Raw genomic sequence first — 12978 nt, 5'->3', positions numbered from 1 at the left:
TATAATACCAATGTCGAACACCAATCGTCCTTTCTTTTTCAATTACCGTAGTCCAATAGCTGTGCTGACCCTTTTGTTGGTGTTCGGCGGTTTTTTCGCTTACCGGAATCTGCAAACTGCATTGTTTCCGGAAATCACTTTTCCTAAAATCAAAATCATTGCAGATGCCGGGCAACAGCCAGTGGACAAGATGATGATTGCGGTCACCAAACCCCTCGAAGATGCAGTGAAGCAAGTCCCAAACCTTAAACTTTTGCGCAGTACTACCAGCAGAGGGAGCTGTGAAATTTCGGCTTTCATGGACTGGAATACGGACATCGACCTGGCTAAACAACGCATTGAGAGTAAATTGAGCCAGGTGCGCAATAGCTTGCCACCCAATTTGCAAGTGTCTGTCGAAAAAATGAACCCTTCCATTTTGCCAGTTATGGGTTACACCTTGGAAGCCAAACACCGCAGCCCCGTTGAACTCAAACAACTTGCCCTTTTTACCATCAAACCCTTCCTTTCACAAGTTGAAGGGGTGAGCGAAGTACGCATCATTGGGGGCAAAACCAAAGAATATTGGCTCCTGCTCGACGTGCCAAAAATCAGCGCATTAGGCATCACCCCAGACCAAATCAGTGCTACTCTGGCACAAACCAATTTTGTACAAAGCAACGGCTACCTCAACGACTACCGCTACATGTACCTCAGCCTCACCGATGCTGTGGTCGACAAACTGGATGAACTGGAAAACCTCGTAGTCAGTAACGATGGCAAACGGATTACCTTGCTGCGCGATATCGCTAAGGTGCAGGTTCAGGAGGCCAAAGAATATGTAAAGATCAACGCAAATGGGCGAGATGGCATTCTTTTGGCCATTGTCAAGCAGCCCAACGCCAATCTGGTGGCACTTTCCGATAGTATGGAAAATAAAGTTGCTGACCTGCATAAGATTCTTCCCAAAGATGTGAAAGTGAAGCCCTATTACGTCCAGGCGGATTTTGTGAAAGACGCTGTACGCAGTGTTATGGATAGTCTTTGGATTGGGTTATTGCTGGCCATCGTAGTGGCCATGTTGTTCCTGCATTCCTTGAAAGCAAGTGCTACGCTACTCATTGTTGTTCCAGTTACGCTCGCCTGTACTTTGCTTGTATTGTACATTACTGGAGAAACTTTTAATATCATGACGCTTGGGGCCATCGCTGCCGCCATCGGCCTCATTATTGACGATGCCATTGTGGTAGTCGAGCAAATCCACCGAACCCAGGAAGAACACCCTGACGAAGCAACACCAGATTTGGTTCAAAAAGCCTTGCATTACTTATTGCCGGCCATGATTGGCTCATCCATCAGCACTATGGTCATCTTTTTACCTTTTGTATTGATGAGCGGAGTGGCTGGTGCGTATTTCAAGGTAATGACCAACACGATGATGATCACGCTGGCTTGTTCGTTTTTTGTTACCTGGCTGGCCTTGCCCGTTGTTTATTTGCTCTTTTCTAGAAAAACCAAAGCCGTAAAAACGGCCCAAGTTCATGGAGAAATCAAACGAAAGTGGGTCGTTTTTTTTATCCAACGCCCTTGGTTAAGCGTGATGTTCGTACTCTTGTTGTGCGGGCTGATTGGGTGGGTTTTTCCAAAATTGCAAACTGGCTTTCTGCCGGATATGGATGAGGGCAGTATTGTGATGGATTACAATTCACCGCCAGGTACTACGCTTAACGAAACGGATAGAATGCTGCGTGAGGTGGAAAAAATTATTGTACGTATACCGGAGGTGGCTACCTACAGTAGGCGAACAGGCACCCAAATGGGCTTTTTTATTACTGAACCCAACCGAGGCGATTATTTGATCCAGTTGAAAAAAAATCGTTCGCGTACAACTGAAACGGTAATCGCCGACATCCGTGACCGGGTGGAAGCCACTCAACCTGCTTTGACGATTGATTTTGGACAAGTGATCGGTGACATGCTGGGTGATCTAATGGCTTCTGTCCAACCCATTGAAGTCAAAATTTTTGGGGCAGATCGAAACCAGCTTCAAGCACTCTCTCAGCGTGCGGCAGGGCTAATTGAAAAAATTTCAGGAACAGCAGATGTGTTTGATGGCGTCACCATTGCTGGTCCTTCTGTCAATGTAGAACCTGATTTTACGCGTTTGGCACAATTTGGTATCACACCCATCAGTCTTCAATATCAAGTACAAACCGCTTTGGAAGGAAATGTAGTTGGTCAGGTTTTTGAACAACAACAATTGGTCAATATTCGCTTACAATATCCAGGCAGCAGCAACCTTAGCATAGCCGCATTGCGGAAACTCCCAATTTTTCTACCCAACGCCAAACGTATTCCCTTAAGTGATCTGGCCAAGGTAAATCTATCTCCTGGCGATGCTCAAGTTGAACGCGAAAACCTACAACCACTGGGTGTGGTCAGCGCCCGACTGGACAACCGTGATCTTGGGAGTGTTATGAACGATACTCGCCGCGTTTTGGCCGATAGTCTCCAGTTGCCTGTGGGCTATCACCTTCAATATGGTGGTGCCTATGCGGAACAGCAGCAATCTTTCCAGGAGCTTTTGCTCATTTTGCTTACCGCCAGCTTTTTGGTTTTCGGTGTCATGTTGTTTTTGTTCCGAGAATTTGGTGTTTCCTTGCTTATTTTATTGGTTGCAGTACTCGGTATTGCTGGTAGTTATGTTGCTTTGTATGCCAGTAATACCCCACTCAATGTAGGCAGTTACACTGGACTGATTATGATTGTGGGCATCATTGGCGAAAATGCTATTTTTACCGTATTGCAATTTCGCGACAATCTCCACACCCGTGGGGTCGATGACGCCTTGGCTTTTGCTATCTCTACTCGCTTGAGACCCAAATTAATGACGGCCTTAGGTGCAATTATCGCCCTGATGCCCTTGGCTTTGGGCATCGGAACGGGTGCTCAACTGCACCAGCCCTTGGCCATTGCAGTCATTGGGGGTTTTTTGACTGCTTTGCCCCTGCTGTTGATCGTGTTGCCGGCTGGGCTGCGGGTAATCAACGGGGGCAGATGGTGGCCTCAAAAAACTGGATCAAAGCAAAATGATCAATCAATTAACTCATAAACACGCCAAAAACGATTAGATAGAATGAAAGTGTACAATGCTAGTCCAGTTTCCATTTTCAAACTTGACTTCCAGTGTCCAGCCTTGTTGATCACAGATCTCTTTAACAATCGCTAATCCAAGACCTAGCCCTTCACTTTGGCTATCACCACGTCGGAACCGGGCTAAAAATTCAATTGGGGGAACTTCCGGTTGAGTGCTCGAATTGCAAATATTCAGACTTGATTTATCCAATTGTATTTGGATCGATCCCCCCTTTAAGTTGTGTTTTACGGCATTGCTGATGAGGTTGCCAATCAAGGTTTCGGCTAAAAAAGGAGGGAGCAATATTGAAAAATCTTCGCATTCATTGCTGATGTGTAGGTTTTTAGACACAATAAAATCTTCAAGCATTTCCAGTTTGCTGGCTATTAGTTGCTTTAAACTGATGCTTTCTTGCCCTCGAAATTGGCTGTTTTCAATTTTTACCAACAACAATAAATTTTGTTGTAGGCGGGAAAGGCGAGCAGCAGCGCGTTGCGCATTGTGTAAATGCGTTAGCTGTTCTTCATTTAGCCCTGCTGATTGAAGGAGTGTGTCCAATTTGATCCGAATTACAGCCAAGGGTGTTTGTATTTCATGGCTGGCATCTTCGGTAAATCGTTTGAGCGAACGATAATCATGCCGTACCCTTTCGCTTAGTCGTTCGAGAGATGCGTTCAGTTCCACAAATTCATCCGTTGTCGTTTTTGCAAGCAATAATGGGTCTTTTTGGGTAAGATGAAACGAACGTAGGCTTGCTAGTGTGTGGTAAAAAGGCTGCCATAGGCGTGCGGATAATTTTTTTTGTGCCCAAAATAGTCCAAACACCGTAGCTAAAATTAAGATTAAATTGAGCGACAAGACCATGCCTACTATATCTTCCGTTTCAACAACGGATTGCAATATGTCGATTTGATAGTTTTCATCCCTTAGTCGAAGCCCAAAGCGCAGGCAACGAAAAGGTTCTTTTTCTTGCTCTATGTCATTAAAAAGAGTGGTGTCTCTAAAAGAATTTCCCTGCATAGCGACTGAACGATGTGCCAAAAGTTTTGCACTGGTACTTTGAAAAAAAACGGGCAAACTATCATACCTATGCACATAATTCAGCACTTCTGCCTGCAATTGAACAAGTCTTTCATCAACAAAGTGATCAAATAATTTACTTACGCCCCACAACAAAGTAACGGTATTGAGCACCAGTGCGATTAAGGAAATGTAAAAATAGCGCCGATTGGTTTGGGTTAATAATTTCATGAGTTTACCGAAAATTTGTACCCCACGCCATAGACTGCTTTCACGTAATCATTGGCGCCATGGTCGTTGAGTTTTTTACGCAGATTTTTGATGTGCGAATAAATGAAATCAAAGCTATCCATTTGATCAGCATCATCGCCCCAAAGATGCTCGGCGATGGTTTCACGGGTCAATACTCGGTTTTTATTGATGAAGAGAAAAAGCAAAAGGTCGTATTCCTTACGGGTCAGGTCGATGGGCTTATCCAACACAAATACCTGCCTTGCATCCGGGTTGATTTTTATTTCTGCATAGGAAAGCTCAGCATTTCCTGCAAATTGCCGTCGCCGGAGTATGGCTTTTATGCGCGCATTGAGCTCCGCGAGGTGAAAGGGCTTGGCGAGGTAATCATCAGCTCCAAGCTCTAATCCTGTCAGTCGATCATCGAGTGCATTTTTTGCGGAAAGGATCAAAATTCCAGCTGCTGAGGCTTGTTTTTTTAAACTGTGAACAAGATCTAGCCCACTACCTCCTGGTAGCATAATGTCTACCAAAATGCAGTCGTATTCATACACTTCGATCTTTTGCACTGCTGTTGCAAAATTGAGCGCATGTTCTATCAAGTAGCCATCCTGGCGCAAGTACGCTATGATGCTTTGCGCCATAACGTGCTCGTCTTCGATGAGTAATAATTTCATTTCCCTTTAGTTGGCACTAAAGATAAACCGTAATCTTGTAGAAAATTTGGAGGGTGATATGGCTTTGTATATCTTTGATCCGTGAAACGATTAAGCGCTATATTTCTTCTAGGCCTGGTTCTGTACAACGCCTTTGGCTATCATTTACTGCTTGCCTATGAAAAACACCAAGCAAGACAAACGGCTATTTTACATACCCCAGAATCCTATTTTAAAGTCATCAAAATCAAAGTAGCACTTTATACCTCGATATCAGATACGGACTTCGAATATGTAGACGAAGAATTGCGGTTAGAAAATCAGGTATATCACATCGTCAAAAAACGCATAAAAAACGATACAGCAGAGCTTTATTATTTCCGTAATTTTCATCAAGAAAGCCTAACTAAAAAATCATTTCAATTTCTGAACAATCTTTCCTCCGCCTCATTTCCAAACTCAAATAACCCACTCAAAAATTTACTGAAGGCCTTTTTAAAAGATTATGTACCCATCGAAAGCAATTACGAATTCTTTGATGTAAAAAAGGGTTGTCTTGAGTTTGTTTGTCGCATGATTCCTTTTGAAGCGGACCGAATGCCCTTTATCTTTCAACCCATTCTCACCCCCCCTCCAGAATGCTTGTCCTGAGCTAACGCTTAAGTATAGTCATCATGACTATGCTTCGAATTTATTTTTTCATCTGAAATTTAATGTCATGCAAGTCAAATTAATGCTTGTCACTGCAGCCTTGCTGCAAATGGTCTTTTTATTTGGTCAAACCAAGGATACCATCAAACCTCAAACCCTTGAGAAGGTTACAGTTCAAGGTTACCGTTTGCCATTTCAAGAAGAATTACTCCTTGGTAATCTACACAATACCTACATCACTACTGGAAAAAAGAGTGAAGTAATCACAGTCCAAGATTTACCAGCAAATCTAGCCGAAAAAACAGGGCGACAGATTTTTGCGAAAATTCCTGGTGCATTTATCTATGATATGGACGGTTCTGGAAACCAAATTAATGTGTCTACTCGTGGTCTTGACCCACACCGCAGTTGGGAGTATAACGTAAGGCAGAATGGAGTCATGACCAATTCAGATTTATATGGATATCCTGCGAGCCATTATAGCCCCCCCATCGAGGCAATTCAAAAAATTGAAATTATCCGGGGAACGGCTTCCCTACAGTATGGTTCTCAATTTGGCGGAATGATCAATTATGTCGTTAAGCCTGCAGATACTAGCAAAGTTGCAAATTTTGAAAGCATCAATTCAGTTGGTTCTTACGGCTTAATGAGTTCTTTCAATGCATTGGGAGGAAAGATTGGCAAACTGAAATACTATGCTTATTATCAGCGCAGAGTTTCAGCGGGTTATAGAGATAATGCTCGCTCTGATGCACAAGGCCAGTTCTTTAGGATTCAATATGCAGCTTTTCCTAACTTTGAAGTTAAGGCTGAGCTGGGGCGGAGTCAATACATTTACCAAATGCCTGGCCCACTAACCGATGCGATGTTCCATGACCAGCCTCGTCAATCTACGCGTAGTCGCAACTATTTTAACCCGGACATCTATTTACCTTCTTTAACTTTTGATTGGAAAATAGGCACCAACACACGGATTAATTGGACGAGTTCAGCAGTATTGGGAGCTCGAAATAGTGTCCAATTCATCGCTTTTGCCGATATAGTTGATGCCATCGACCCGCTTACGCTACAATACAAATCTCGGCAAGTAGATATTGATCAATTTCACAGTTACAGTAGTGAATGGCGCTTACAGCAAGACTATCGGATTGGTCGACTAGCCCAGTCACTAGTAAGCGGAATTCGTTATACAAACAATGATTTACATCGTCAGCAACTCGGAAAAGGCTCAAGTGGAACCGATTTTGATTTAAGTATTACTGGTGATTTTGGTCGGGATATACACTTCAAAACCCAAAACATTGCCCTTTTTGTAGAAAATTTGTTCAAAATAAGTGAAAAACTTAATGTCTCTGCTGGAGTAAGATGGGAAAACGGCCTCAGCAAAATGAGTGGAAGAATTGCTTATCTTCCAAATGATCAAGTTCCACAAACAATTGAACACCGATTTCCTTTATTGGGAGCGAGTGGGGAATATAAAATTGATGCAAAAAACAAGATTTATCTGGGATGGTCGCAAGCTTATCGGCCCGTAATTTTTGCAGATGTTATCCCAGGCACCTTGTTGGAACAAACAGACCCAAAACTACAAGACGCATTTGGTCACAATGCAGAAATTGGCATAAAGGGTACAATATTCAAGCGACTGAACTACGATGTCACAGCTTTTCAAATCTTGTATCGGCATCGCATCGGGTCACTTGTATTGAGCAATGATATTGGACAGTCCTACATATGGAAAACCAACATTGGTGATAGCCGTACCAATGGCCTAGAAGTGTTTCTCGATTACAAAATAGTAGATCAAGCCAGGTACCGCATCACTTTGTTTACCGCTTCATCCTATTTTGATGGCGTATATTTGAATGGTCAAATTCGAAACGGAAATGAAAATACGGAGATCAAAGGCAACAGGCTAGAAACCGTTCCTAAATGGATTTCTCGGAATGGTTTACAGGGGGCCTATAAACAGTTTGCAATTGTGCTACAGTACAGCTACGTATCTGAAAGTTTCTCTGATGCTGTCAATACCCAAAAGCCAAGTGCAAATGGAGCTAAAGGACTTGTGCCAGCCTATAGTCTTTGGGATTTAAATGGTTCAGTGCGCATCACAAGCAGGCACATTTTACGTGTGGGCGTCAATAATCTGGCTAACAAGCAATATTTCACCAAGCGCCCAGTAGGGTATCCTGGGCAAGGCGTTTGGAGTTCTGATGGTCGAAGCATTGTTGTGAGCTTGGGAATAAAGCTGTAATGACCAGCCATTAGAATTAGGGAAAAGAGCATGGTCTGTACTTCTGAGCTGAGCCGTCTTCGGGTAGTTCAAAAGTACAAATCTTTTTGATGAAGTTTTTCTTGTTAAAAACCTGTTAAACCTCCTTGTTTCACTAAATTGGACTACCTTTTCCACTGAACCAACAAAATATCCATTATCTTTGTACTCAAATGATGCACCAACGTTTAGGCATATTATTACTACTTACCGCACTATTTTCCGTTACATCGGTCAATAGCATCAGTGCATGTAATGATATTTCTGAATACCATACGGGCATAGTCAGTGAAAATAACGCTGAACAAGCCAGGTATGGAGAAGACATTGACAATTGTACTCAAGTCTTTGACGACTGCACCCTTGCCCATCCAGGCCAAGATTGCCCCCCCGATTCAGATGGATGTGGGCATTGCCACTGCCCAGGCTGTGGCTCTATTTTTAATATCTTAGTGGTACATGCAGCATTCGCTCCTTATGTCTGTCATACTGTAACCTTGTCGGCAGCCCTTGCTCGGCAAGCATTTTACTTTGCCAAGCATGTACCCGAACGCCCTTACCTCCCCATCTGGCAGCCGCCGCAAATAAGAGCATAATAGTTTTCTGTTTCTCAATTACGCCGCTCCAACCCTGGTTTCGAGTGGGCGATTTTTATGCTTTTATTTGAAAACATCATGCTGGATAAGATCATTCTTTTTTCCATCAAGAATAAGTTCATCATTGGCTTATTCACCCTGGCATTGGTACTAGTCGGGATTTATTCCTTATCCCGATTGCCCATCGACGCCCTGCCTGACATCACCAATAATCAGGTGCAAATCATCACTTCCTCGCCCACCTTGGCTGCGCAGGAAGTAGAGCAATTCATCACCTACCCCATCGAACAATCGGTAAAGCCTATTCCCAAAGTGTTGGAGTTGCGTTCCATCAGTCGCTTTGGTTTGAGTGTAGTGACGGTTGTATTTGAAGAGGAGGTCGACATCTATTGGGCAAGAGCTCAAATATCCGAACGCCTCAAAGAAGCGGAGGACAATATTCCCACCGGCTTGGGTATTCCCGAAATGGCCCCGATCAGCACAGGGTTGGGGGAGATTTATCAGTACGTGGTTTTTCCCAAAAAAGGCTTTGAGCGCAAGTACGATGCCATGGAATTGCGCAGCATCCAGGATTGGATCATCAAACCCCAGCTGATCGGCACCAAAGGCGTAGCAGAGGTAAACACCCTGGGCGGTATGCTCAAACAATACGCGATAGCTGTACAACCGGATAAGCTGCGCAGCATGAACACCACCATGGTGGAAATTTTTGATGCCCTGCGGCGCAACAACGAAAACACGGGTGGAGCGTACATCGATAAAAAACCCAATGCCTACTTTATTCGGGGCGTAGGGATGATCAATTCCTTGGAAGACATCCAAAAAATTGTCATCAAGAACCAAAACGGCATTCCCATTCTGGTACGTGATGTGGCCAGTGTACAGTACGGTAGTGCCGTGCGTTACGGAGCTACCACCAAAGATGGAAAAGGCGAAGTGGTCAGCGGCATGGTGATGATGCTCAAAGGCGCGAATAGTGCTGAGGTAGTTGGATTGGTCAAAGAAAAAATGGAACAAATCCGCAAATCTCTGCCCAATGGGGTGGAGGTGGAACCATTTCTGGACCGCACCAAACTAGTGGATAATGCCATTGGTACCGTCGAAAAAAACCTCCTCGAAGGGGCTTTAATCGTGGTATTCATTTTGGTGCTCTTGATTGGTAACTTCCGCGCTGGCCTGGTGGTTGCCTCCGTGATTCCCCTGGCTTTGCTCTTTGCCGTCACCATGATGAATATTTTTGGGGTGAGCGGCAACCTGATGAGTCTGGGAGCCATCGATTTTGGGTTGATTGTGGATGGAGCGGTGATCATTGTGGAAGCAATAGTCCACCGTTTGCAAATCGGCAACAAAGGCAAACTCAGCGCTGCTGAAATGGACAACGAAGTGTACCAGGCTTCTTCTAAAATCAGAAGCAGTGCTGCTTTTGGCGAAATCATCATCCTGATTGTTTACCTGCCTATTCTGGCACTCATTGGCATTGAAGGCAAGATGTTTAAACCCATGGCCCAAACGGTTTCTTTTGCCATATTGGGCGCTTTCATTTTGTCTTTGACCTATGTACCCATGATGAGTGCCTTATTTTTGAGCAAAAACACTGGGCATAAGCTCAATTTATCCGACCGCATCATTGCTTTTTGTTACCGTGTATATGGCCCACTGTTGGAAGGGGCTTTGAAAATGAAGGTGTTAGTGGTAGGATTGGCTTTTGCATTTTTTATCATTGCAATGCTCATCTTCAGTCGCTTGGGAGGTGAGTTCATCCCCACCTTGGAAGAAGGCGACATTGCTACTCACATCATTATTCCGCCAGGTAGTTCCCTTTCTCAGGAAATCGAAGCAACCACCAAGGCCGAACAAATGCTCAAAGCCAAATTTCCTGAAATAATAGAAATTGTTTCCAAAATTGGCAGTGCCGAGATTCCAACCGACCCGATGCCGATGGAGGCCGCTGATGCCATGGTCGTGATGAAGGACAAATCAGAATGGACTTCTGCCAGCACCAAAGAGGAAATGATGGAAAAAATGGAAGAAACCCTGGATAACATCCCCGGGGTGACTACTGAGTTTACGCAACCGATCCAAATGCGTTTTAATGAATTGATGACCGGAGTGCGCAGCGATGTAGCCGTCAAAATCTTTGGAGAAGACATTGGCCTTTTGGCTTCCCTGGCCGAACAAGCCCTGCCGATGATCCAAAGTGTAGCTGGAGTAGAGGATGCCCGCGCCGAGGCTGTAGCGGGCTTGCCCCAAATTACCGTCCGCTACAACAAAGATAAACTAGCACTATACGGTTTAAATGTGGGCGACCTCAACCAGGTAGTGCGTACAGGATTCGCGGGTGAAAAAGCCGGAGTGGTGTACGAAGGTGAAAAGCGCTACGACTTGGTGGTGCGCCTGGACAAAAGCCAGCGACAAGACATCACTGACCTCAAAACCCTTTACGTATCACTGCCTTCGGGTAGCCAAATTCCACTGGAACAGGTAGCAGATATTGATTTTGAACCTGGCCCCATCCAGGTCAGCCGCGAAGAGGGCAAACGACGTATCGTGATTGGCTTCAATGTACGCAACCGGGATGTAAAAAGTGTCGTCAACGATATTCAAGCTATTCTGGAGCAAAAAATGGATTTGCCTGCCGGGTATTATGTGACCTACGGGGGGCAGTTCGAAAACCTGGTCGAAGCCAATAAACGTCTCGCTGTGGCTGTACCCGGAGCTTTGGCACTCATTTTTGTACTGCTGTACTTTACTTTTGGTAGCATTAAACAGTCTCTGCTCATTTTTACGGCTATCCCCTTATCGGCCATCGGAGGGGTATTTGCGCTCTGGCTGCGGGGAATGCCCTTCAGTATTTCGGCTGGTGTTGGTTTTATTGCCTTATTTGGAGTAGCAGTGTTGAATGGCATTGTGCTCATCGGTTATTTTAATCAACTCAAATCCGAGGGCATGAGCGATGTGCTGGAACGGATTAGAGAAGGCACTAAAGTCCGTTTACGGCCAGTCATCATGACAGCTGCGGTAGCCTCGCTGGGTTTTTTACCGATGGCGATGAGCAATGGTGCTGGCGCAGAGGTACAAAAACCCCTCGCCACAGTGGTGATTGGTGGCTTGATTACGGCCACTTTACTCACGCTCATTGTGCTGCCCATCCTGTACTACGTTTTTGAAGAAAAACTAAAAGGCAGGATAAAAAAAGTGGCTTCCGTTTCCGTTCTGCTTTTGTTGTTTTTTGGGCTTTCCAGTCCTTTGAATGCGCAAGTGTCAACAATCTCGCTTCCTCAAGCCCTGGAAATGGCTTACCAAAACAATCAACTGCTGCAAGCCAATGCTTATGAGCTACAATCGCAACAAGCGCTACAAGGGGCTGCGACAGTGTTGCCCAAAACCAACATTAATGCTTTGTTGGGGCAAACGAACAGTTATCGTTTTGACGAAAACATCTCCATTGCGCAGGACATCCCCAATCCTGCTCTGGTTAAAGCTCGGCGAAGTTTGGCCATCCAAAAAGTAGGCGTCAGCCAAAGCCAACTGAACATCAGCAAGCAGGAACTGAGCTACCAAATTCGGCAAACCTGGTATCAAGTGCTGTATTTTCAAGCACTGAAAAAGGTACTGCTGCAAGAGGATAGTTTGCTTCAGGAGTTTGTACGCGGCGCATCGCTGAAATTGAAAACGGGCGAAAGTAATGTATTGGAAAAAACCACGGCGGAGACCAAACAACAGCAGTTGCTGCAAAGCATTCAACAAACCGAGGTTTTGCTGGCCACCGAAAAACTCCGCTTGCAACAATGGATGAACACCACCACGGATTTTACACCCACTGAGACCAGCTTTACTGCGCTGACTTTTAACGAAGCAGCGGACACCAGTTTGCTGAGCCGCAATCCTTTGTTGTTGTTTGCCCAACAACAAATTGCAGTACTGGAGGCCGAAAAAAAGGTAATCAAAACCGAGGCACTACCCGATTTCACCCTCGGCTACTTCATTCAATCCCTGGGTGGTCCGCAGGAAAGGGACGGCGAGGTAGTGAATTACAATGGAGTTCCCCGTTTTCAAGGTATACAATTGGGCATCAGTTTGCCGCTGTTTGGAGGCAAAGTTTACAAGGCCAGAAATGAAGCGGCCAATTGGCAAGTGCAGGCACAGCAGAAAAATCGCGAGTACCTGCAAGCCCAATTGTACAGTCAACTCCGTGCGTATGTGGGGGAGTATACCTTTTGGCAAAGCAACATCGCGTATTACCGCAATTCCGCTCTGCCCAATGCCCGATCCATCGTCAGCAATGCCACCCGTGGCTACCAAAGTGGTGATATCGGTTATGTTGAGTACGCACAGGCTTTACAAACCAACCTGGATATTCAAAAGGCTTACCTGGAGGCCATCAACAATGCCAACCAAGCCGTGATTTCCATCCAATTCCTCATCAACCAATAAATT

The 12978-nt window shown here is 44.9% G+C and carries 7 protein-coding genes; 5 read left to right on the top strand and 2 right to left on the bottom strand.

Features of this window, described 5'->3' with window-relative positions:
- The first annotated feature begins 10 nt into the window (after nt 1–10).
- Nucleotides 11–3091 (top strand): efflux RND transporter permease subunit, encoded by a 3081-nt coding sequence (locus SFV55_RS05200; RefSeq protein WP_320028409.1) that lies wholly within the window; start codon nt 11–13, stop codon nt 3089–3091.
- A gap of 15 nt (nt 3092–3106) precedes the next feature.
- Here the strand turns inward: SFV55_RS05200 and SFV55_RS05195 are convergent, their stop codons facing one another.
- Nucleotides 3107–4366 carry a HAMP domain-containing sensor histidine kinase gene (locus SFV55_RS05195; protein WP_320028408.1) on the bottom strand — a complete coding sequence of 420 codons (1260 nt, stop codon included), beginning with the start codon at nt 4364–4366 and terminating at the stop codon, nt 3107–3109.
- Nucleotides 4363–5043 (bottom strand): response regulator transcription factor, encoded by a 681-nt coding sequence (locus SFV55_RS05190; RefSeq protein ID WP_320028407.1) that lies wholly within the window; start codon nt 5041–5043, stop codon nt 4363–4365. Before SFV55_RS05190 ends, SFV55_RS05195 begins: the two co-directional genes overlap by 4 nt.
- 81 nt (nt 5044–5124) lie before the next feature.
- Here SFV55_RS05190 and SFV55_RS05185 point away from each other — a divergent pair, with 81 nt between their 5' ends.
- The 4 genes from SFV55_RS05185 (at nt 5125) to SFV55_RS05170 (ending at nt 12975) form a co-directional block, all read left to right on the top strand.
- Nucleotides 5125–5673, top strand: coding sequence for a hypothetical protein (locus SFV55_RS05185; RefSeq protein ID WP_320028406.1), 549 nt, complete (start codon nt 5125–5127; stop codon nt 5671–5673).
- A gap of 67 nt (nt 5674–5740) precedes the next feature.
- Complete coding sequence (locus SFV55_RS05180; RefSeq protein WP_320028405.1) at nt 5741–7927, top strand: TonB-dependent receptor family protein; 2187 nt, start codon at nt 5741–5743, stop codon at nt 7925–7927.
- Nucleotides 7928–8121: 194 nt separating this feature from the next.
- A complete protein-coding gene (locus SFV55_RS05175; protein WP_320028404.1) occupies nt 8122–8541 on the top strand; it encodes a hypothetical protein in 420 nt (139 codons plus the stop codon).
- A 78-nt stretch (nt 8542–8619) separates the two neighbouring features.
- Nucleotides 8620–12975: a CusA/CzcA family heavy metal efflux RND transporter gene (locus SFV55_RS05170; RefSeq protein WP_320028403.1), complete on the top strand. Its 4356-nt coding sequence runs from the start codon at nt 8620–8622 to the stop codon at nt 12973–12975.
- Nucleotides 12976–12978 lie beyond the last annotated feature (3 nt).

This window comes from Haliscomenobacter sp. (assembly GCF_033763495.1).
In the GTDB taxonomy this organism is placed as follows: domain Bacteria; phylum Bacteroidota; class Bacteroidia; order Chitinophagales; family Saprospiraceae; genus Haliscomenobacter.
Note: the sequence above shows the minus strand (reverse complement) of the source record. Positions and strands in the feature narration are given on the sequence as shown.

Excerpts from the sequence above, each read along its gene's own strand:
- SFV55_RS05200 (WP_320028409.1), top strand. The coding sequence starts at position 11 with ATGTCGAACACCAATCGTCCTTTCTTTTTCAATTACCGTAGTCCAATA.
- SFV55_RS05195 (WP_320028408.1), bottom strand. The coding sequence starts at position 4,366 with ATGAAATTATTAACCCAAACCAATCGGCGCTATTTTTACATTTCCTTA.
- SFV55_RS05190 (WP_320028407.1), bottom strand. The coding sequence starts at position 5,043 with ATGAAATTATTACTCATCGAAGACGAGCACGTTATGGCGCAAAGCATC.
- SFV55_RS05180 (WP_320028405.1), top strand. The coding sequence starts at position 5,741 with ATGCAAGTCAAATTAATGCTTGTCACTGCAGCCTTGCTGCAAATGGTC.
- SFV55_RS05175 (WP_320028404.1), top strand. The coding sequence starts at position 8,122 with ATGCACCAACGTTTAGGCATATTATTACTACTTACCGCACTATTTTCC.
- SFV55_RS05170 (WP_320028403.1), top strand. The coding sequence starts at position 8,620 with ATGCTGGATAAGATCATTCTTTTTTCCATCAAGAATAAGTTCATCATT.